This window comes from Alishewanella sp. HL-SH06 (genome assembly GCF_052656265.1).
Map to the genome: position 1 here is coordinate 1,072,944 of NZ_CP199752.1, position 19,522 is coordinate 1,092,465.

23 protein-coding genes are annotated in these 19,522 nt (G+C 45.6%); 12 read left to right on the top strand and 11 right to left on the bottom strand.

Going from position 1 to position 19,522, the window contains the following annotated elements; all coding sequences use genetic code 11:
• Nucleotides 1-45: 45 nt before the first annotated feature.
• The 4 genes from hemL to ACUJFK_RS04935 all read right to left on the bottom strand — a co-directional run bounded on the left by hemL (nucleotide 46) and on the right by ACUJFK_RS04935 (nucleotide 4,564).
• Complete coding sequence (gene hemL / locus ACUJFK_RS04920; RefSeq protein WP_445426247.1) at nucleotides 46-1,326, bottom strand: glutamate-1-semialdehyde 2,1-aminomutase; 1,281 nt, start codon at nucleotides 1,324-1,326, stop codon at nucleotides 46-48.
• Nucleotides 1,327-1,343: 17 nt separating this feature from the next.
• On the bottom strand, nucleotides 1,344-2,348 hold the full coding sequence (locus ACUJFK_RS04925) for an aspartate carbamoyltransferase (RefSeq protein ID WP_226749557.1): 1,005 nt from the start codon (nucleotides 2,346-2,348) through the stop codon (nucleotides 1,344-1,346).
• Between the two features lie 84 nt (nucleotides 2,349-2,432).
• Nucleotides 2,433-2,864 carry a CopD family protein gene (locus ACUJFK_RS04930; RefSeq protein WP_229585345.1) on the bottom strand — a complete coding sequence of 144 codons (432 nt, stop codon included), beginning with the start codon at nucleotides 2,862-2,864 and terminating at the stop codon, nucleotides 2,433-2,435.
• On the bottom strand, nucleotides 2,861-4,564 hold the full coding sequence (locus ACUJFK_RS04935; protein WP_445426248.1) for a chloride channel protein: 1,704 nt from the start codon (nucleotides 4,562-4,564) through the stop codon (nucleotides 2,861-2,863). The genes ACUJFK_RS04930 and ACUJFK_RS04935 overlap by 4 nt, the downstream gene beginning before the upstream one ends.
• A 221-nt stretch (nucleotides 4,565-4,785) precedes the next feature.
• On the opposite strand from ACUJFK_RS04935, the gene erpA reads away from it, so the two are divergent.
• A complete protein-coding gene (gene erpA, locus ACUJFK_RS04940; RefSeq protein WP_226749559.1) occupies nucleotides 4,786-5,127 on the top strand; it encodes an iron-sulfur cluster insertion protein ErpA in 342 nt (113 codons plus the stop codon).
• Between the two features lie 93 nt (nucleotides 5,128-5,220).
• On the opposite strand, the gene ACUJFK_RS04945 is transcribed toward erpA, so the two are convergent.
• On the bottom strand, nucleotides 5,221-5,394 hold the full coding sequence (locus ACUJFK_RS04945; protein WP_226749560.1) for a hypothetical protein: 174 nt from the start codon (nucleotides 5,392-5,394) through the stop codon (nucleotides 5,221-5,223).
• A gap of 248 nt (nucleotides 5,395-5,642) precedes the next feature.
• Between ACUJFK_RS04945 and ACUJFK_RS04950 the strand changes: the two genes are divergently transcribed.
• Nucleotides 5,643-5,885, top strand: a complete 243-nt coding sequence (locus ACUJFK_RS04950; RefSeq protein ID WP_226749561.1) for a helix-turn-helix domain-containing protein — start codon at nucleotides 5,643-5,645, stop codon at nucleotides 5,883-5,885.
• A gap of 81 nt (nucleotides 5,886-5,966) precedes the next feature.
• Here ACUJFK_RS04950 and ACUJFK_RS04955 read toward each other — a convergent pair whose 3' ends face one another.
• From ACUJFK_RS04955 to ACUJFK_RS04980, 6 genes are all read right to left on the bottom strand, one after another.
• Nucleotides 5,967-7,334, bottom strand: a complete 1,368-nt coding sequence (locus tag ACUJFK_RS04955) for an AmpG family muropeptide MFS transporter (RefSeq protein WP_445426249.1) — start codon at nucleotides 7,332-7,334, stop codon at nucleotides 5,967-5,969.
• A gap of 183 nt (nucleotides 7,335-7,517) precedes the next feature.
• Nucleotides 7,518-7,757: a hypothetical protein gene (locus tag ACUJFK_RS04960; RefSeq protein WP_445426250.1), complete on the bottom strand. Its 240-nt coding sequence runs from the start codon at nucleotides 7,755-7,757 to the stop codon at nucleotides 7,518-7,520.
• Between the two features lie 43 nt (nucleotides 7,758-7,800).
• Entirely contained in the window at nucleotides 7,801-8,382 is a 582-nt protein-coding gene (locus tag ACUJFK_RS04965; RefSeq protein WP_445426251.1) for a peptidylprolyl isomerase, read from the bottom strand.
• 10 nt (nucleotides 8,383-8,392) lie between these two features.
• Nucleotides 8,393-8,707 carry a YajG family lipoprotein gene (locus ACUJFK_RS04970; RefSeq protein ID WP_445426252.1) on the bottom strand — a complete coding sequence of 105 codons (315 nt, stop codon included), beginning with the start codon at nucleotides 8,705-8,707 and terminating at the stop codon, nucleotides 8,393-8,395.
• A gap of 8 nt (nucleotides 8,708-8,715) precedes the next feature.
• Complete coding sequence (locus ACUJFK_RS04975) at nucleotides 8,716-8,943, bottom strand: hypothetical protein (protein ID WP_445426253.1); 228 nt, start codon at nucleotides 8,941-8,943, stop codon at nucleotides 8,716-8,718.
• Between the two features lie 2 nt (nucleotides 8,944-8,945).
• On the bottom strand, nucleotides 8,946-10,106 hold the full coding sequence (locus ACUJFK_RS04980) for a methyltransferase (protein WP_445426254.1): 1,161 nt from the start codon (nucleotides 10,104-10,106) through the stop codon (nucleotides 8,946-8,948).
• Nucleotides 10,107-10,350: 244 nt separating this feature from the next.
• Between ACUJFK_RS04980 and ACUJFK_RS04985 the strand changes: the two genes are divergently transcribed.
• From ACUJFK_RS04985 to nqrM, 10 genes are all read left to right on the top strand, one after another.
• Entirely contained in the window at nucleotides 10,351-10,683 is a 333-nt protein-coding gene (locus tag ACUJFK_RS04985) for a BolA family protein (RefSeq protein ID WP_226749567.1), read from the top strand.
• Nucleotides 10,684-10,766: 83 nt separating this feature from the next.
• Nucleotides 10,767-11,960: an enoyl-ACP reductase FabV gene (gene fabV, locus ACUJFK_RS04990; RefSeq protein ID WP_445426255.1), complete on the top strand. Its 1,194-nt coding sequence runs from the start codon at nucleotides 10,767-10,769 to the stop codon at nucleotides 11,958-11,960.
• A gap of 265 nt (nucleotides 11,961-12,225) precedes the next feature.
• Nucleotides 12,226-13,563: a Na(+)-translocating NADH-quinone reductase subunit A gene (locus ACUJFK_RS04995; protein ID WP_226749569.1), complete on the top strand. Its 1,338-nt coding sequence runs from the start codon at nucleotides 12,226-12,228 to the stop codon at nucleotides 13,561-13,563.
• A 2-nt stretch (nucleotides 13,564-13,565) separates the two neighbouring features.
• The gene (locus ACUJFK_RS05000) at nucleotides 13,566-14,771 is read left to right on the top strand and encodes an NADH:ubiquinone reductase (Na(+)-transporting) subunit B (protein ID WP_226749570.1); all 1,206 of its coding nucleotides are present in this window, start codon (nucleotides 13,566-13,568) and stop codon (nucleotides 14,769-14,771) included.
• Nucleotides 14,764-15,558 carry a Na(+)-translocating NADH-quinone reductase subunit C gene (locus ACUJFK_RS05005; RefSeq protein ID WP_226749571.1) on the top strand — a complete coding sequence of 265 codons (795 nt, stop codon included), beginning with the start codon at nucleotides 14,764-14,766 and terminating at the stop codon, nucleotides 15,556-15,558. The genes ACUJFK_RS05000 and ACUJFK_RS05005 overlap by 8 nt, the downstream gene beginning before the upstream one ends.
• A complete protein-coding gene (locus tag ACUJFK_RS05010; RefSeq protein WP_226749572.1) occupies nucleotides 15,551-16,183 on the top strand; it encodes an NADH:ubiquinone reductase (Na(+)-transporting) subunit D in 633 nt (210 codons plus the stop codon). The genes ACUJFK_RS05005 and ACUJFK_RS05010 overlap by 8 nt, the downstream gene beginning before the upstream one ends.
• Before the next feature lie 10 nt (nucleotides 16,184-16,193).
• Entirely contained in the window at nucleotides 16,194-16,802 is a 609-nt protein-coding gene (gene nqrE, locus ACUJFK_RS05015; protein WP_226749573.1) for an NADH:ubiquinone reductase (Na(+)-transporting) subunit E, read from the top strand.
• A 19-nt stretch (nucleotides 16,803-16,821) separates the two neighbouring features.
• The gene (nqrF, locus tag ACUJFK_RS05020; RefSeq protein ID WP_229585357.1) at nucleotides 16,822-18,048 is read left to right on the top strand and encodes an NADH:ubiquinone reductase (Na(+)-transporting) subunit F; all 1,227 of its coding nucleotides are present in this window, start codon (nucleotides 16,822-16,824) and stop codon (nucleotides 18,046-18,048) included.
• A gap of 69 nt (nucleotides 18,049-18,117) precedes the next feature.
• The gene (locus ACUJFK_RS05025; RefSeq protein ID WP_445426256.1) at nucleotides 18,118-19,131 is read left to right on the top strand and encodes an FAD:protein FMN transferase; all 1,014 of its coding nucleotides are present in this window, start codon (nucleotides 18,118-18,120) and stop codon (nucleotides 19,129-19,131) included.
• Between the two features lie 8 nt (nucleotides 19,132-19,139).
• On the top strand, nucleotides 19,140-19,352 hold the full coding sequence (gene nqrM, locus ACUJFK_RS05030; protein ID WP_226749576.1) for a (Na+)-NQR maturation NqrM: 213 nt from the start codon (nucleotides 19,140-19,142) through the stop codon (nucleotides 19,350-19,352).
• Nucleotides 19,353-19,522: the final 170 nt, after the last annotated feature.

Consider the following 19,522-nt stretch of genomic DNA (forward strand, 5'->3'; position numbering starts at 1 on the left):
AAGGGTGCACCAGCCAGGCGCGCCCTTATTGGCGTTACCGCTTAATTACAGTGCGGCAAACGTTTTAGCCGCTGCGCTAATGGTTTCGGCTAAATCATCATCAGTATGTGCTAATGATAAAAAACCGGCTTCATAAGCCGAAGGCGCTAAGTAAATGCCTTGTTCTAACATGCCATGGAAAAACTGTTTAAACGCAGCAATATCACAACGAGTTGCTTGCTGATAATTACTGACGCGGCCTTCGTTGGAAAAAAACATACCAAACATGCCACCCACTTGGTTAAAGCTCATTGGCACGCCATGTTGCGCCGCCGCTTGAGCTAACCCAGTAATTAAACGACTGGTTTTCTCGGTCAATGCTTCGTATACGCCAGGCTTGCTGATTTCTTGCATGGCGGCTAAGCCTGCTGCCATAGCAATCGGATTGCCTGATAAGGTACCCGCTTGATAAACGGGACCCAGTGGCGCGATGTGCTGCATAATGGCTTTCTTACCACCAAAAGCGCCAACCGGCATGCCACCACCAATGATTTTACCCAAGGTAGTCAGATCTGGCTTAACGCCATAATAGGCTTGAGCGCCGCCTAAGGCGACCCGAAAGCCGGTCATCACTTCATCAAAAATCAAGACGCTGCCGTAGTCATCACAAAGCTGCCGTAAGCCTTCTAAAAATCCTGGCTCTGGCGGAATACAGTTCATATTGCCGGCAACCGGTTCGACGATGATACAAGCAATTTCGCTACCTTGTGCTGCGAATAACTGTTGGATCTGCGCCAAATTGTTAAATTCACAGGTCAGAGTATATTTGGCAAAATCGGCTGGCACGCCAGGGGAGTTTGGAACACCTAAAGTCAGCGCCCCTGAACCTGCTTTAACCAGCAGCGAGTCTGCATGGCCATGGTAACAGCCTTCAAACTTTACAATGGTATCACGGCCCGTGTAGCCCCGAGCTAAACGGATCGCGCTCATGGTGGCTTCGGTGCCAGAGCTGACCATCCGCAGCATTTCCATGCTTGGGACCAGTTTTGCGACGGTTTCTGCCATGGTGACTTCGGCTGGGCAAGGAGCACCAAAACTTAAACCATGTGCCGCAGCATCAATGACCGCTTGGCGGATCACCGGGTTGTTGTGGCCTAATAGCATCGGGCCCCAAGAGCCGATGTAATCGATGTAGCGTTTGCCATCGACATCAAATAAATAGGCGCCATCAGCACGAGCAACGAAAAAAGGTTCGCCACCGACACTTTTAAAAGCACGTACCGGTGAGTTTACACCACCGGGTATCGTGTGTTGTGCGCGGCTGAAGAGTTCTGAAGAGATGGACATTATCGGATTCCTGTCAGTTATTTGTTGCTATACCAAGGCACAGCGCATTCATAATCTTGGATCACGTTTTCGACCCCCAGGGTTAACGCAAACAGCGCCATCCGGACTAAGATGCCATTATCGGCCTGGCGAAAAATAGCCAAGTTAGGATTGAGGTTAAGATCATTATCTAACTCATTGGCTTCTTGTCGTGAATCTCGGGGTAAAGGATGCATAATCACGGTGTTCGATTTACAGTGCCGCGTATAGATTTCTTGGTTTAAGCGAAACTTACCACGGTATAAATTGGCTTCGGCTTTCGACGGAAAACGTTCCTCTTGGATCCGTGTTTGATAGACGATATCGGCGTTCAAATTGCCTTCGAGTTTGTCGCTGATAGTCAAACGATGGCCGGCGTTCTCTAAGCTGCTCACCACCTCATCAGGCATGGCTAATTCTTGTGGCGAAATCAGGGTAATTTGTAAGTTTTTGTACAAACTAAGTAGTTTCGACAACGAGTGCACGGTACGGCCAAACTTTAAATCACCCACCATGGCAATATGCATACCGTCAATACTCTGGCCAGAGGCGGTTAGTTCACGTTCAATGGTAAACAGATCTAATAAGGCCTGAGTAGGGTGTTCGTTGGCGCCGTCGCCACCGTTTAATACCGGCACACGGCTACCTTCAGCAAACTCTGCGACAGAGCCAGCTTGCGGATGGCGCATCGCAATAACATCACTGTAACTGCTGATCACTCGTGCGGTATCGTATAATGACTCACCTTTAGACAAAGCTGACGATTCCATGCCCGTGGTTTCGCGCACTTCACCGCCTAGCAGGTTAAAAGCACAACCAAAGCTTACCCGAGTACGGGTGCTCGGTTCAAAAAACAGATTACCCAAAATAGCGCCATCGAGTACCTTAGTCCGTTTTTTTCTGCTGGCGTAAGGGGACATCTTGCGGGCAATATCAAACACATATTGGATACTGTCACGGTCAAATTGTTTAACCGACAGAATATGCTGACCTTTAAAGCTCATAGTGCGTGCTCACTTATTTCGGATAGCGAATGGAAGAGACCCAGAGGCCAAACTGACTTCATTATACGGAAAAGTTAGTGCTATTTATATCGGCTTTAATACTGCGAGCAGAATTATTGCCAACAGGATCAGTACCGGTGCTTCATTAAAAATCCGATAAAAACGTGGGCTACGTGTATTGCGGTTATGTTTAAAATCGGCCAATAGCTTAAAACAATAGCCGTGATAGAGGTACAGCAGGATAACTAACAGCAATTTATAATGTAGCCAGCGACTCGCGGCAAACCATGCGCTGCCATAGCTGCCAATTAATAACAGGCCGAAAACCAAGGTAAGTAAGGCAAAGGGAGTAACGAAAAACAGTAACCGCCGCTCCATCACTTTAAAAGTCTTATCGCAATCGGTGCTTTGCGTTTCAGCGTGATAAACAAATAAGCGCGGCAAATAGAAAATACCGGCAAACCAGGCGACCATAAAAAACAGGTGTAAAGCTTTGTAAACAAGGATCAGGGTCATAGTAAGTTATTCTGTTTAGTTAAAAGTGCCCGCAGTTGGTCCCAGCGGATAATACCGATCGGATGAGCTGGGTCGTCTTGATAAATGTAAACCAGCCCTTCGCGTTCGTCTTCTAAAATAGCAAATACCTCTGCCATGGTACTTTGATGCGATAAACCTTGAATAGGCGTGTATTGCACGGCACTTTCACCAGTGAGCGTTAGACTGATGTCGTATTGTGCAGTAAAAAATTGCAGGCTATCGCTGGTTTGGCGTTTAATGATTAATTGTGTGGGCGGTTGAAGCGTGTCGAGACTGGCTAAAACCGTCTGTTCATCGGGATTATCTAACACTTGATATTCTTGGCTGATGACGGCTAATACCCCCACTTTTTGCAGCACATCATCTGCGGGCGATAATTTATACGGCAACTGCATAAAGTCGAGTTGCATCAAGAAAATCGATTTATTATTAAAAAATTGCACCGTCGTGACATAGGCGGTAACGATAACCAACATGGCCGGCAAGATAATATGTTGGTTCGCGGCTAACTCTAACACGGCCACCAAGGCGGCTAAGGGGGCATGCAGCGTCGCCGCCATCATTCCCGCCATACCTAAAACCGCATAAGTACCGGCATTACTGCTGTTATCAACAATCAGCGCCGGTACGATGGCTAAAATGGTACCTAATACAACGCCGATACCAAAAACCGGGCCAATGATGCCACCAGGCACACCTAAGCCAATGGCAAACAACGTTAAAATCATTTTGCCGGCTAAAATCAATAACAGGAGATGGATGGCAGTAGGGCTATTAATAGCAAATTGGATAGCGCCCGTTTCTGCGCCCATGGCCTCAGGGATCAGATAACCCACTAACGCCGTAACCATGCCGGCCAAAGCAAGGCGCAATAATAAGGGCCATTTTTTAAATACCGATAATAAGCGCATCATGTTGCTATTAAAAAACCAAGCAACCGCACCAAAGATAACGCCACAAAGAATTAAATATGGAAAATGCCAAACACTAAGACTAATAATATCTAATGCCGCGAGTTCACGGTCGGTGCCAAAAACCAGTTGGGTGGCCATAGCACCCACCACCGAAGCCAGCATAATAGGGATAAACACATGGATGCGATATTCACGCAGTACCACTTCCATCACAAAAATCATCGCCGCCAATGGCGTATTAAACGAGGCTGAAATCCCGGCGGCAATGCCACACCCTGCCAAAATACGCACGCTGTTATAGGGTAGTTTTAAATAACGGCCAACGGTGCTCGCACCATAGGCGCCAAGATGCACGGATGGGCCTTCCCGACCCACCGAAAAGCCACTGGCGAGCGCGACCACCCCACCAAAGAACTGACTAAGCGTATTGCGAAAGGGCATCACCCCGTAAGCGGTTTTGATGCGGTGGATGACAAATGGGATGCCAAGGCGATAGTGTTTATAACCGGTAAACAGGGCGATTAAGCCAATACAAGCCGCTCCACCTAAGGGTAATAACCAGCGTATTTCAGCATCGATACTGGCAAAGTCATCAGTATGCTCTAGGAAAAAACCTTGAATACCGATAATAGCTAAACGAAAGCAGATAATTAATAACGCAGCAATTAACCCGCCGAGCATGCCGAGTAAGCACAACTGAAGCGAGGTTTGGGGGAGAGCCAGTCGCCGTTGTAAGGCGGGGAGGTGATCTTGCCAGCGCCGCATAGGATAATTCATGCTAAGTGGATTAAATTAAACGAAGTTTAACATAGTTGCGGCAAAAATGAGTACTGGCGTGCTGATTAGCGCGGCGTGCTGTTGGTCAGCGCGTGTCGGTCGCGGCATTCGCACGTACTGAACTATTATCGCTCACTTGCGCCTAATACTTGAATAAATTAGTCAGGTATTAGATAATTGCCGCCGTTGTTATGCTGGTTGGAGCCACCATGTCTGAATTACAGATCCCTATAGAGTTTACCGATGCGGCTGCGCGTAAAGTCGCTACCCTAGTCAGTGAAGAAGAAAATCCGGACTTAAAGCTGCGGGTTTATATCACCGGCGGTGGTTGCTCAGGTTTTCAATATGGCTTTACCTTCGATGAAAAAGTGAATGAAGGCGACTTGTTAATTGAAAAGCAAGGCGTGGCCATGGTTGTTGACCCGATGAGTTTACAGTACTTGATGGGTGGGGTGGTTGACTACACCGAAGGCTTACAAGGCAGCCGTTTTATTGTGCAAAATCCGAACGCAACGACAACCTGTGGTTGTGGTTCTTCTTTTTCGGTATAACCCGCTCATACTTTACGCTGCTCTGGCGTAAGCTTCTCACTCTGAACAATGTAACGGTATCTGTTTTAACACAGATACCGTGTTTTAGGGTGCTTAACGATTGGTGATGAGAATTAACGCCCACAACACTAATGCGATAATAGCGTTAAATGCCCCGATATAGATAAAGCCCCGCAGGCCTTGTTTTAAGGGAATGCCGTAGTTGCGTAAGAACAAATACCAACCTAAACTCATTAATAATGGTAACAAGAAGACTAATCTAACCATTGTTTCCTCATGGCGCTTTGCGCTGCCGATATTCAAAAAGATACTCATTTACGCTCATATTTTTAAAACGTATTAATCTTGTTAACCGCCTGATTTTTTAACCTGAAAATCTGTACGCTTATCGCAACCTATGATATTAGTTACTAGTCACATCCGTGTTAGTCAAGCAAGACCACAACAACCCAATATTGCAAGGAGCGCATAAACTATAATAAATAAAAGCGTAACACGCTCGGAGAATAAAAAAAATGAAAGGTACGAAAAGTGTCATTTCTGATGAAAATAAACGGCTTTGTGTTTGGTTAAAACGACAACGACAAGAGAAAGGTCACACTATGCGCAGTTTGTCTGAGTTATTAGGCACACCGCATTCTTTTATTGGTAAGGTTGAAAATCAAGAACGTAGATTGGATGTCGTCGAGTTTGTGCGTTATTGCCAAGCGCTTGAGGTTGATCCTGCCGAAGGTTTACTGCAGTTAACTAACGGCTAGCCAGTACAACAACTTCAAAAGCCGCTCTTCGTGTTATGTTTGTGGGATAAACATGGCGTGATAAGCGGCTTTTTTAATGCTTTATTGTTGCGTTTGTTCACGTTGCTGTAGTCGTTTACCTACCCACAATAACAGCAATAAACCGGGGATCACCATTAACGAGGTGAAAACAAAAAACAACGCCCAATTCCCCCCCAGTAAATCTACCATTTCACCACTAAAAGAAGCTAAGGTGGTACGACCCAGATTACCCAAAGAGGCGAGCAGTGCGTATTGGGTAGCAGTAAAAGCGCGGCCGGTTAGCCAGGTTAAGAAAGATACAAAGGCGACGGTGGAAAAAGCAGCGGTAAAGTTATCGACTAAAATAGCGGCAATAAATAACTCGGGTTTTGGCCCGACTAAGGCGATCCAAGCAAACATCAAATTACTGGCAGCCATGGCGATGCCGCCAATAAATAAGCCGCGCACAATACCAAAACGAATATTGATGGCACTACCGATTAGGGTAAAGACAATGGTGGCAAACCAACCAACCAATTTAGAGTATTCGGCAATTTGCTCATTTGAAAAACCAATTTCTTTATAAAATGGCACTGACATGCGGCCTAAGAACGCTTCACCCACTTTAAATAAAAACACAAAACTGAGGATGGCCAACGATAACTGCCAACCGTTGCGGCGAAAGAAGTCCAAAAAGGGCTCTAGCACGGTTACGGTTAACCAAATCAGATAAGGGCGGGCAACTTGCTTGCCGACTGCCGCGCTATGACGAGCGGCCGCTTGCTGCTGCAATAGATCACGTTGATTCAGGGGTTCTTTACTGATTAAGGTAAAGAACATTAATAGCACTATTACTAACGCCATACCCAAATACACGGCAGGCCAACCATATTGATCGGCATTGGCAAAAGCCAAGTAGCCGGGTAAGGAATAACCGGTCCACCAACCAATTACTCCCATGGCCGCGGCTGGTGCGACTCGCACTTTATCATCACCGATCATTTCAATTCGATAGGCATCAATGGCCACATCCTGAGTGGCTGATGACAGCGCAATGGCCATTGCAAGCAGCGAAGTCAGCAACAGGCTTTGGCTCGGTTCGGTAAAAGCAATGGCGATAGTGGCGCATAACATAATGCTTTGCATTAGTAGGATCCAACTACGGCGCATACCAAGCCAAGAATAAAGCAGGGGTAGTTTGACGCGGTCAAGTAAAGGCGCCCATAAAAAATTTAAGGCATAGACAATAAACACTGAGCCAAAATAACCAATGGCCGTGCGAGACAGGCCCGCATCACTTAGCCATCCACTCATATTTGAGCCAATTAATACCCAAGGAAAACCAGAGGCACAACCCATAAAAAAGATGAAAAGCAGGCGGATATCTTGATAGCTTTGCAGCGTTTGCCGCCAGCTTTGCGCTGCGCCTTGTTGTTTACCGAGTGTCATCTGGCCCATCCTGAATTATCTGAAGGCAAACCTTAACAGACACGCAGCTCACAGCAAAGAGCATGAATTTGAAAAGTAACGGTTTTTAATGCAGATTTTCGGTTTAGGGCCTTAAGCCCACACAATTGAGCGGTCTTTGAGCTTTACCGACGATAAAGCCTAGGCAAAGTTGTAAGTTGCGCTTCAATCTTTTGTTATGCAATAGCTGCTGTTCAGGCCAAAATTCCAGCTGATGCAGCAAATACCAAAATACACGTTCTTGCGGGTGAGGGGGGTAGTAGGGCGCTGTTGCAAAGCCGCCCATTCTTCTAAGGTATCCCAGATAAACAAATGTAATTCATGATGTGGCAATTGGCCGCGCAAAAAACGCGAGGCATAAAACACCAATTGCCGAGATTTTTCATCAGTAAAATGAGTGGCCATACTTCAGTTCCGCCAAAAAGCCTTTACCGAAGTATAGTCAAAATTACTCTTGTGGGAGCAGAATGACCATTTTTAGTATCACCGGCTCTACCGGAACATCGCTCCAGCCGGTTTGCTGATTGATTTCAGTCTCAATATTTTGGATTTTCTCGAGTACTTCCATACCGGAAACCACTTGCCCAAATACGGCATAGCCCCAACGACTGCCCGGATCTAAACTGCTGTTATCTTCCAGATTGAAATAGAATTGACTAACCGCACTATGCGGATCGTTTAAGCGTGCCATCGCGATGGAGCCGAGTTGATTTTTTAGGCCATTGCCTGACTCGTTAAAGACCGGCTTTAGCGTGTCAATCTCTTTGTAATCGGGGGTATAGCCCCCCCCTTGCAATACAAAACCCGGCACAAGCCGATGGAATATCGTATTGTTGTAAGCGTTTTTTTTAACATAGCTTAAAAAATTATTGACGCTCAGTGGCGCGCGGCTGCGATCTAATTCCACCACGATATCGCCATGTGAGGTCATAAATTTCACTTTAGGAAACAAGTTATCAGGTTGCATAAATTGCCCCGCGTGCGCCGAAACGCCGCACAGCAGTAACATGATAAGCATGAGTTGTTTCATAAATGCTCCTTCAGTTCAGCTCAGATTTCCAGGTAGGATCTTGCAGTAATTGGTTTAACACTTGCTCAGTTAGAATACGTAGTTCACGTTCTACCGCAGCTAAATCGACTTTAAAAGGAGCGGTATAGCTGCTATCACCGGCATAGGATTTAGTAAAGCTACCATCATCACGTTGGATAAAGATGGTTAGCGCAACTTGATTGGTCACTAGGTGATCAAGCGGCCGTTGTTGAACGTTCGCTTGTAATTGGTTAATTTGAATTTTTAATTGCGTGCCTTGCTGGCCAAGTAAGTTTGCGCCTTGCTCGGTTAAGGCAGCCGCCACGGTTTTTTCTAACTGAAAACGAACATCATTGGAGGTTCGATAGTTATTTTCATTCCCCCCTGCTGAATGGTTAAACTGTGCGTTCTTGGACGCAAATCGACCACTGCAAAACTAAATTGACGCCCGCTGAGTTCAGTTGTTTGTGGCCAAAAAATTTGTGGTGCCACGATAAACGACGGTACCTTGGTGGCACAACCGGCAACGAGTAGCAGCAATACCAGCGATAAATAACGCATTATTAACTCCTTTTGATGGACTCTAAAATAACAAATTTTGGGTTAGCCGCTAATTGCTGGCAATGTCCAAATAACTTTTCTAACTGCAGCTTATAAGGCAAGTGGCGATTGGCAACAATACGCAGTCGTCCGCCGGTTTTTAAGACACGTTTCGCATCACGAAACATTTGGCTTGCCACATGGGTCGTGACGGCATTTTGCTGATGAAAAGGCGGATTACAAATAATCCAGTCTGCACTGTGCTCTGCTTGTTGCGTTAGGCAGTCATCGGCAACAAATTGACAATCGCCAAGTCGTTCAGGCAGGTTTTCGCTAATGGTGGCTTGTGCCGAGGCGATCGCCAAATAGGATTCATCGGTTAAAATCAGTTTGCAATCCGGTTGTTGCGCTAACAACTGTAAACTCAATACGCCATTGCCACAGCCCAAATCAATGACACGACTGCCAGGTGCCACTTTGGGTAAATGCGCTAAAAACAAACGGGCGCCAATATCGAGTTTTTCTCGCGCGAACACATTGGCATAGTTAACCATGGTAAAGTGGCTATTATCAAGTGGCCAACGCATGGCGGCAGGGGCGTCGCGCTGAGTGGCATCCGCCTGCCATTGGCTTTGAATATACCGACATTTTTTTTCAGTCAGTGACGCCTGGGTGGGCCCAATATAATGGCTAAAAAGTGCCAGTACTTGCTTGGTAATATCTTTTGCTTTGGCCGCCACCACCAGTTGCGTTTCTTGGGTCATCACTTGGCTTAGTGCGGTGAGGATATGGGCTAAATAACTGTGGTTTTGTGGCACTTTTAATAGCACCAGATCAGGGGCGTATGGTAAGGCATCAAGGCTGGATAATTCTGTGATGTTCGTATTATCCAAGTGATTTTGGGTACGGTTATAACGACACGCCAGCTGTGCAAGCACAGAATCTTGCATTAATACCTGCGAACCGGCACCCAGCCCACAGGATAAAGCACCAAAGGCATCATTAATGATCAACACTTTAGGCGGCTTGGCTAAACGCTGCGTTAAATCAGAAAGTAAAGGTAGAGCTTGAGTGAGAATCAGTTCGTCTGCGGCATCCCAGGCTTGGAGACTATGATTCGGCTGCGCTAAAGGCCAACGATGTAAGGTAAGACTGATAGAACCAAGCGTAAACTGCGTATTCATAACCACTTCATCTCAATAGTAAGGCTGGCATTTTGACACGCCCAGCAGGTAGCGACAACAGCAATCCCTCTGGCGTAGCTCGAATTATCGCTAGTGCAGTATTACGTTAGCATAAAAAAATTTATTTTAGCTTTATGCTTATTGGTTTAGCGATGATTTAACGCTTCGCACTTACCTTGAGCAGGACAAACGTCACGGCCTTAGCTAAAATGCATTAAAGGACACCCAAAGGAGCAGAACGGCAATGCTAATACATACTGCAATAGAGCAAAAATTATTGGATGCTTTTAATCCCGTATTTCTTGATGTGGTTAACGAAAGTGCCAATCATAATGTGCCCGCAGGTTCAGAGTCTCATTTTAAAGTTGTCATCGTCACGCCTGCTTTTAACGGCATGCGCCTGTTACAGCGGCATCGTGCGGTTAATGCCATCGTCGCGGAAGAGCTGGCAGAGAAAATTCACGCTTTAGCGTTACATACTTATACCCCTTCAGAATGGTATGAATACTACGCAGAAAAACCTCCAGCTTCGCCTAAATGTTTCGGTGGTAGCAAAGCAGATAAAGCCTCGTCATGATCAATATTAGCTGATCCGACCTGTTTTTTGCGTTAAAGTTTTACACTAGCGCTACTTTACTCAAGACAACAGCAGGACTCTTTATGGTTATTCAACCTAAAATTCGTGGTTTTATCTGTACTAATGCACACCCAGTTGGCTGTGCAGAACATGTAAATGAACAAATTGCTTATGTAAAAGCGCAAGGGGCCGTGACAAATGGCCCGAAAAACGTGCTAGTGATTGGTGCTTCAACGGGCTATGGTTTAGCCTCAAGAATTACCGCCGCTTTCGGTTCGGGTGCCAATACCCTGGGTATCTTTTTCGAAAAAGCCCCGAGTGACAATAAAACCGGTTCTGCGGGTTGGTATAACACCGCCGCTTTTGAAGCTGCAGCGAATGCCGCGGGTGTTTGGAACAAACATTTAAACGGTGATGCTTTTACCGATGAATTAAAAGCGCAAGCAATTGAAACCATTCGTAGTGAAATGGGCAAAATTGATCTGGTTGTCTACAGTTTAGCAGCCCCTCGGCGTAAAGATCCTGTTACGGGTGAAGTGTTTAGCTCGGTATTAAAACCGATTGGCCAATCTTACACCGCAAAAAACCTCAATACCTCTAAACGAGAAATTGAAGAGGTGTCAGTAGAGCCAGCAAACGATGAAGAGATCTTTAACACCGTTAAAGTGATGGGTGGCGAAGATTGGGAACGTTGGTTAAGCCAATTAGATGCGGCCGGTGTGTTAGCCGATAATTGTCAGACCGTGGCTTATACCTATATTGGTAAAGAATTAACGTGGCCTATCTACGGCAAGGCGACTATTGGTAAAGCCAAAGAAGATCTTGACCGGGCCGCTGCGGCCATTACGGCGAGCTTAGCCAGCAAAAAAGGCAAAGCCTATGTGGCGTCGTTAAAAGCTTTAGTCACGCAAGCCAGCTCCGCCATTCCGATCATGCCGTTGTATATTTCCTTGCTGTACCGCGTGATGAAAGAAGAAGGCACCCATGAAGGTTGTATTGAGCAAATTAATGGCTTGTTCCGTCAGGGTTTATATAGCGCTACACCGACACTTGATGAAGCCGGTCGTTTACGCATGGATGGAAAAGAATTAAGCGATCATGTACAGCAAACCGTAAAAGACTTATGGCAACAAATGACCACCGAAAACATTGATACCCTGACTGACTATGTGGGGTACCACAATGAATTTTTACGGCTGTTTGGTTTCGGTTACCAGCACGTTGATTATACCGCTGATGTTGAAGCCTTAGTGCTGTTACAGAATCTAATCAATTAGTCGTATTGACTCAGCTGAATAAACCGTCGCAAGGCGGTTTTTATACGTTTGATACAGCAACTTTGCTGTACAATACAACATGGATAATTTTTGGTATTACCATGGATACAAGCTGGTATTAATGCTAGAATCCGTCACTTTAATACGTGTATCTGGTTAAGTTTTGCGCAGTTGTAATTTGCTAAATTGTTCAACCAGGTGTGCTGCAGCTCAGCAGCTGAAAAACTAGGCCCTGTTTCTTCCCAAAATAGTAGTGCAAGTACGTATGATAAAACTCAAAAAAGGCTTGGACATTCCCCTTGCAGGCAGTCCTAAACAAGAGATCAGTGCGGGCAATGCCATCACAACTGTCGCCGTTTTAGGTGAAGAGTATGTTGGTATGCGTCCGACCATGGCGGTCGAAGTGGGCGATACAGTAAAAAAAGGTCAGGTGCTTTTCGAAGACAAGAAAAACCCTGGCGTTAAGTTTACTGCCCCAATCGCGGGTACGGTTAAAGAAATCAATCGTGGCGCTAAACGAGTTTTGCAATCTGTTGTGATTGCAGCTAGCGGCGATGCGGCTGAACAATTTACCTCTTACTCTGTCGAGCAATTGGCCAGTTTGTCAGTAGAGCAGGTTAAACAAAACTTGATCGACTCAGGATTGTGGGTAGCGCTGCGTACGCGGCCGTTTTCCCGTTCTCCTGCCATTGATAGTACGCCACGTGCCATCTTTGTTAATGCGATGGATACCAATCCATTAGCAGCCGATCCTGCTGTGGTCATTAATGCTGATGCCGACGCGTTTACTCATGGTTTAACGGTGGTTTCACGTTTAACTGAAGGTAAAACCTACCTGAGTAAAAAAGCCGGTGTGGCTATTCCTAGCGTCTCTCAGGTCACTGTAGCCGAATTTGATGGTCCACACCCTGCTGGGTTAGTGGGCACGCATATTCATTTACTCGATGCAGCCAGTGCGAAAAAAGTCGTTTGGCACCTTGGGTATCAAGACGTTATTGCCATTGGTAAATTATTTACAACGGGGCAATTACACAGTGAGCGGGTGATTTCATTGGCCGGTCCTGTAGTGAAAAATCCACGTTTGGTGAAAACCTTGCTGGGCGCTTCAACTACTGAACTGACTGCCGGTGAACTTAACGAAGGTCAAAACCGTATCATTTCAGGCTCAGTACTGGCAGGTACTACCGCACAGGGCGTTCATGGTTATATTGGTCGCTTCCACAATCAGGTTTCGGTATTAACCGAAGGCTTTGAAAAGTTATTGTTTGGCTGGATTGTACCTGGCGCTGAAAAACACTCAGTTACCCGTGCTTACCTTGGCCACCTTAACCCTAAAAAACTGTTCAATCTGACCACAACCACGAATGGCTCTTCACGTGCCATGGTACCTATTGGTAACTACGAGCGGGTAATGCCGTTAGATATCCTGCCAACATTATTGTTGCGCGATTTGGTTTCTGGCGACACTGACGGGGCACAAACATTAGGTTGTTTAGAATTAGACGAAGAAGATTTAGCTTTGTGTACTTACGTATGCCCAGGTAAATATGACTACGGCACTATTCTACGCAACTGCTTGACTACCATCCAGAAGGAAGGCTAATCATGAGCTTAAAGCATTTTTTAGAGCGCATTGAACCGCAATTTGAAAAAGGCGGAAAACACGAAAAGTGGTACGCACTGTATGAAGCAGTGGCGACCGTACTTTATACGCCAGGTTTAGTGACTAAAAACGGTACTCATGTCCGTGACAGTATTGACCTGAAGCGTATTATGATTTTCGTTTGGCTGGCATTATTTCCAGCGTTATTCTTCGGTATGTACAACATTGGCCATCAGGCCAGTTTGGCATTAGCACAAGGCTTTAGTACTCCTGATACTTGGCAGGTTGCCATTTACTCTGCCTTAGGCGGAGAGTTAACGGCCACCTCAGGCTGGGGCGCTAAGATGTTCTATGGCGCGGTCTGGTTCTTACCTATTTATGCTGTTACCTTCGTGGTAGGTGGTTTTTGGGAAGTCTTATTCGCCTCAGTGCGTAAACATGAAGTCAACGAAGGTTTCTTTGTTAGCTCAATCCTGTTTGCTTTAATCCTGCCTGCAACCATTCCTTTATGGCAAGTGGCGCTTGGTATTACCTTCGGTATCGTAGTGGCAAAAGAAGTGTTTGGTGGTACTGGCCGTAACTTCTTAAACCCTGCTTTAGCCGGTCGTGCGTTCTTGTTCTTCGCTTACCCAGCGCAAATCTCTGGTGATGCGGTATGGACTGTAGCCGACGGTTACTCAGGTGCGACTTGGTTAAGCAAAGCGTCTTCTGGTGAACTAGATTACGCGGCAAATACCCAGCTGTGGTGGGATGCGTTCCTGGGCTTTATCCCTGGTTCAGTCGGTGAAACCTCAGTACTGGCGTTATTAGTTGGTGGTTTAGCGTTAATTTACTTCCGTATTGCTTCTTGGCGTATCGTGCTGGGTGTCATGGTCGGTATGGTATTAACCAGCTATTTGTTTAATGCTATAGGTTCAAACAGCAACCCGCTATTTGCGATGCCATGGCATTGGCATTTAGTGTTAGGTGGTTTTGCCATCGGTATGTTCTTTATGGCCACAGACCCAGTATCTGCCTCGTTTACTAACCAAGGTAAATGGGCTTACGGTATTTTGATTGGGTTTATGGTGGTGATGATCCGAGTGGTTAACCCGGCTTATCCAGAAGGGATGATGTTGGCAATCTTGTTTGCTAACTTGTTTGCACCTTTATTCGATTTCTTCGTGGCTCAGAGCAACATCAAGCGGAGGCTGGCACGTAATGTCTAGTAATAATGACAGCATCAGCAAGACGCTGATTGTAGTAGTTTCTTTATGTTTAGTTTGTGCCATCGTGGTGGCAACTGCCGCTGTGCAGTTGCGTCCAACGCAGCAAGCCAACAAAAAGTTAGACTCGCAAATTAACATCCTGCGAAGTGTAGGTTTAATCGAAGGTTCAGCACCTGCAGCTAAGGTTGCCGAGCTGTTTAGCAAGCACGTTGAAACGCGTCTGGTTAATTTAAAGACCGGTGAGATTGACGCAAGTTGCGATACCGCTTGTGCTGAGGCTTATGACTACCGTAAAAACCTGAAGGAAGGTGAAGCACTGGCGCAAAGCGAAGATGTGGCTTCTATCCGTCGTATTTCAGAGCAAGCACCTATTTGGTTAACTTACGATGACAATCGTAATTTAAAAGCCGTGGTGTTACCGGTGCATGGTTATGGCTTATGGTCAACGATGCATGCTTTCTTAGCAGTCGAAACCGATGGCAATACGATTATCGGCTTAAACTACTATGAACAAGGTGAAACACCCGGTTTAGGTGGCGAAATAGAAAACCCACGTTGGAAAGCACAGTTCACGGGTAAGAAATTAACCAATGATGCTGGCCAGCTGGCGTTGACTATTTTGAAACCAGGTAATGCCGACCCTCAGTCTGATTATCAGGTTGATGGTTTGTCAGGTGCCACGCTGACGGCAAATGGTGTGCAAAATACCTTCACTTTTTGGATTGGTGAGAACGGCTTCGGCCCATTCTTAACTAAAGTGCGTCAAGGAGCCTTAACCAATGGCTAATGCTAAAGAAATTAAAACCGTCCTGTTTGGTCCGGTTTTTGCCAATAACCCTATCGCTTTACAAGTACTCGGTATTTGTTCTGCGCTAGCGGTAACAACTCAGATGACCACCGCATTAGTAATGTGTTTGGCATTGACCTTTGTAACGGCCTTTTCGAATTTCTTTATTTCGAGTATCCGTAACCACATTCCATCAAGCGTACGTATCATCGTGCAGATGACCATTATTGCTTCATTGGTAATCGTTGTTGACCAGTTCTTGAAAGCTTATGCTTATGATTTATCTAAGCAACTTTCAGTATTCGTTGGTTTGATTATCACTAACTGTATCGTTATGGGCCGCGCTGAAGCCTATGCCATGAAAAGTACTCCAGGCATGAGTTTCTTAGATGGTATTGGTAACGGCTTAGGTTATAGCGTGGTGTTATTAGTTGTCGCCTTTATCCGTGAGTTAGGCGGTTCAGGTTCAGTATTTGGCGTACAAATCATGCCTCTGATCAGTGAAGGTGGTTGGTATCAGCCAATGGGTATCCTACTGATGCCACCAAGCGCCTTCATCATTATTGCAGCCTTTATCTGGGTATTACGTGCGTACCGCCCAGAGCAAATTGAGAAGAAGGTATAAGGAGCGATTGATGGAACATTACATTAGCTTGTTCGTACGTGCCGTATTTATTGAAAACCTGGCATTAGCATTCTTCTTAGGGATGTGTACCTTTCTTGCTGTATCACAAAAAATCAAAACTGCTTTTGGTTTAGGTGTTGCGGTTATCGTTGTACTGGGTATTTCGGTACCTGTGAACAACTTGGTTTTCCACCTTTTATTAGCGCCAGGTGCGTTAGCATGGGCGGGATTTCCGGATGCCGATCTGAGTTTCTTAGGGTTCTTGACCTACATCGGCGTTATCGCTGCCCTGGTGCAAATTCTAGAAATGATCTTAGACAAGTACTTCCCTGCGTTATACAACGCATTAGGTATTTTCTTACCTTTAATTACCGTTAACTGCGCTATTTTTGGTGCGGTAGCCTTTATGGTTGAACGTGATTATACCTTCGGTGAGAGCGTCGTGTTCGGTTTAGGAAGTGGTGTAGGTTGGGCTTTAGCGATAACGGTATTAGCCGCAGTTCGTGAGAAGCTGAAATACGCTGATATCCCAGACGGTTTACGCGGTTTAGGTTCTACCTTCTTGGTAGTAGGTTTAATGGGATTAGGCTTTATGTCTTTCTCTGGCGTTCAACTATAAGCAGTAGAGGAATAACACCATGCAAGAGATTTATCTTGGCGTTGGCATGTTCACTGTCGTGGTACTGGCGCTAGTATTTATTATTCTAGCGGCCAAATCAAAACTGGTTGCCAGTGGCGATATCACGATCAGTGTTAACGGTGATCCGAGCAAAGCAATTAAAACAAAAGCAGGCGGTAAGTTATTAAGCGTTTTAGCTGATAACGGTATCTTCTTGTCATCAGCCTGTGGTGGCGGTGGTTCTTGTGGTCAGTGTCGTGTCCATGTACACGAGGGCGGTGGTGAGATTTTACCTACCGAGCTGGGTCACATCACTAAAGGTCAGGCCCGTGAAGGCTGTCGTTTGTCTTGTCAGGTTAATGTTAAAACTGACATGGACATCGAAGTAGAAGCAGAAATCTTCGGTATTAAAAAATGGGATTGCTCGGTTATTTCTAACGATAACAAAGCCACTTTCATTAAAGAACTGAAACTGCAGATCCCTGATGGCGAATCAGTACCTTTCCGTGCGGGTGGTTATATCCAAATTGAAGCGCCTGCGCATCACGTTAAATATGCAGATTTTGATGTTCCTGCACAATTCCGTGGTGATTGGGAACGTTTCAAATTCTTCACACTGGAGTCAAAAGTGGATGAGCCGACTATTCGTGCTTATTCAATGGCTAACTACCCAGAAGAAGAAGGCATTATCATGCTGAACGTGCGTATTGCTACGCCGCCACCCAATAACCTGACGCTGCCTTGCGGTAAAATGTCATCGTTTATTTGGTCTTTGAAAGAAGGCGACAAAGTAACGATTTCAGGGCCTTTTGGTGAGTTCTATGCCAAAGACACTGAAGCTGAAATGGTCTTCATCGGCGGTGGTGCAGGTATGGCGCCAATGCGTTCACATATCTTTGACCAATTACGCCGCTTAAAAACCAAGCGTAAGATCAGTTTCTGGTACGGTGCGCGTTCGAAGCGAGAAATGTTCTATGTTGAAGATTTCGATATGCTAGCGGCTGAGAACGACAATTTCGAATGGCATGTGGCGTTATCTGATCCACAACCAGAAGATAACTGGACTGGCTATACGGGTTTTATCCATAACGTAATTTATGAAAACTACCTGAAGAACCACAAAGCACCAGAAGACTGTGAATTCTACATGTGTGGTCCACCAATGATGAACAAAGCGGTTATCAATATGCTGAAAGACTTAGGCGTAGAAGATGACAACATTCTATTAGATGACTTTGGTGGTTAATCTAAGCGTGAAGCGGTAAAATAGTAGGGGTGACTTTTAGTCGCCCCTTATTTTTATCAGGAGCAGAACATGCGATTTATTCGCCCCTTGCTAATATTAGTGTTCGTTATATTGGTTGCGGCTTGCCAACCGCAGCAGACCTTTCCAGAATACAAAGTGGAAGGTAAAACGATGGGCACTTATTATGTCGTGAAATTTTACAGTGACAAAGAGCCGGATCTGACCGCGCTGCAAGCCACCTTTGATAGCGAGTTAGAGCTATTAAACGATCTGATGTCGACCTATAGACCAGAATCTGAATTAATGCGCTTTAATCGCCAACAGAGCAGTGAGCCCTTTACCTTATCACCCCGTACGCAACTGGTTATAGCCGAAGCCATTCGTGTCGGACACGAAACTCAAGGTGTGCTTGATGTTACCGTGGCGCCATTAGTCGAATTATGGGGCTTTGGTGCACAAGGTCGCATTGAACATGCGCCTGACGAGCAAGCGTTAATAGCCATACGCCAACATGTGGGTATTGATAAAATCAGTTTAAATGGCACTGAGTTACAAAAGAGCGATCCGCGGGTGAGTGTTGATTTGTCGACGATAGCTAAGGGCTATGGTGTCGATCAATTAGCAGAAATCTTATTGGCGCAAGGCATTACCCGCTTTTTGGTGGATATTGGTGGCGAAATGCGTGTAGGTGCAACAAAACCTAATGGTGACTGGCGAGTGGCCATTGAAAAACCGATCGACCATGAACGTGCGGTACAACGCATTATGGCGGTAAACCAAATCGCGGTAGCCACCTCAGGTGATTATCGAAATTACTTTGAGGAAGACGGTATTCGTTACTCGCATTTAATTGATCCGCGCACGGGTAAACCGATCCAGCATAAAACAGTATCTAGCACTGTGCTGCATGCTTCCGCTATGACGGCAGATGCCTATGCCACAGCGTTAAATGTGATGTCGGCAAGTGAGGCACTGGCGTTTGCTAATCAGCAGCAGCTTGCTGCATTAATTATTGAAAAAACGGATGCCGGTTTTGTGGAACATATATCAGATGCTTTTAAACCTTATTTAACTCAACCTTGAGGTGAACAATGACCATTTTTTTAATGACCTTTGGGTTATTTTTAGTTGTAGTTGTAGCAATGGCCAGCGGTTATTTATTACAGCGTAAGTCACTTGCCGGAAGTTGTGGTGGTTTAGGTGAATTGAACATCGATAAAGCTTGTGACTGCGATAAACCTTGTGAGAAAAGACAAAAACGTTTAGAAAAAGAAAAGTTTTGGCAAGATAATAAAATTATCTAAAGTACAGGGCTAGGTCGCTATGCGATCTAGCCCAATCAAGGCTATGTCATGTTCATGACTAGCATACCTTGCGTTAACCGAGCTAAATCTGCTTTTTGTCGTCAAAACTGCCTGATCCCTTGTCGCTGACTGCAATGCTGAGTATGCTGTAAGTCCATTGTTATTAACAA

Bases quoted from the DNA above. Each gene is read 5' to 3' on its own strand.
- hemL (WP_445426247.1), bottom strand. From the start codon at position 1,326: ATGTCCATCTCTTCAGAACTCTTCAGCCGCGCACAACACACGATACCC.
- ACUJFK_RS04925 (WP_226749557.1), bottom strand. From the start codon at position 2,348: ATGAGCTTTAAAGGTCAGCATATTCTGTCGGTTAAACAATTTGACCGT.
- ACUJFK_RS04930 (WP_229585345.1), bottom strand. From the start codon at position 2,864: ATGACCCTGATCCTTGTTTACAAAGCTTTACACCTGTTTTTTATGGTC.
- ACUJFK_RS04935 (WP_445426248.1), bottom strand. From the start codon at position 4,564: ATGCGGCGCTGGCAAGATCACCTCCCCGCCTTACAACGGCGACTGGCT.
- erpA (WP_226749559.1), top strand. From the start codon at position 4,786: ATGTCTGAATTACAGATCCCTATAGAGTTTACCGATGCGGCTGCGCGT.
- ACUJFK_RS04945 (WP_226749560.1), bottom strand. From the start codon at position 5,394: ATGGTTAGATTAGTCTTCTTGTTACCATTATTAATGAGTTTAGGTTGG.
- ACUJFK_RS04950 (WP_226749561.1), top strand. From the start codon at position 5,643: ATGAAAGGTACGAAAAGTGTCATTTCTGATGAAAATAAACGGCTTTGT.
- ACUJFK_RS04955 (WP_445426249.1), bottom strand. From the start codon at position 7,334: ATGACACTCGGTAAACAACAAGGCGCAGCGCAAAGCTGGCGGCAAACG.
- ACUJFK_RS04960 (WP_445426250.1), bottom strand. From the start codon at position 7,757: ATGGCCACTCATTTTACTGATGAAAAATCTCGGCAATTGGTGTTTTAT.
- ACUJFK_RS04965 (WP_445426251.1), bottom strand. From the start codon at position 8,382: ATGAAACAACTCATGCTTATCATGTTACTGCTGTGCGGCGTTTCGGCG.
- ACUJFK_RS04975 (WP_445426253.1), bottom strand. From the start codon at position 8,943: ATGCGTTATTTATCGCTGGTATTGCTGCTACTCGTTGCCGGTTGTGCC.
- ACUJFK_RS04980 (WP_445426254.1), bottom strand. From the start codon at position 10,106: ATGAATACGCAGTTTACGCTTGGTTCTATCAGTCTTACCTTACATCGT.
- ACUJFK_RS04985 (WP_226749567.1), top strand. From the start codon at position 10,351: ATGCTAATACATACTGCAATAGAGCAAAAATTATTGGATGCTTTTAAT.
- fabV (WP_445426255.1), top strand. From the start codon at position 10,767: ATGGTTATTCAACCTAAAATTCGTGGTTTTATCTGTACTAATGCACAC.
- ACUJFK_RS04995 (WP_226749569.1), top strand. From the start codon at position 12,226: ATGATAAAACTCAAAAAAGGCTTGGACATTCCCCTTGCAGGCAGTCCT.
- ACUJFK_RS05000 (WP_226749570.1), top strand. From the start codon at position 13,566: ATGAGCTTAAAGCATTTTTTAGAGCGCATTGAACCGCAATTTGAAAAA.
- ACUJFK_RS05005 (WP_226749571.1), top strand. From the start codon at position 14,764: ATGTCTAGTAATAATGACAGCATCAGCAAGACGCTGATTGTAGTAGTT.
- ACUJFK_RS05010 (WP_226749572.1), top strand. From the start codon at position 15,551: ATGGCTAATGCTAAAGAAATTAAAACCGTCCTGTTTGGTCCGGTTTTT.
- nqrE (WP_226749573.1), top strand. From the start codon at position 16,194: ATGGAACATTACATTAGCTTGTTCGTACGTGCCGTATTTATTGAAAAC.
- nqrF (WP_229585357.1), top strand. From the start codon at position 16,822: ATGCAAGAGATTTATCTTGGCGTTGGCATGTTCACTGTCGTGGTACTG.
- ACUJFK_RS05025 (WP_445426256.1), top strand. From the start codon at position 18,118: ATGCGATTTATTCGCCCCTTGCTAATATTAGTGTTCGTTATATTGGTT.
- nqrM (WP_226749576.1), top strand. From the start codon at position 19,140: ATGACCATTTTTTTAATGACCTTTGGGTTATTTTTAGTTGTAGTTGTA.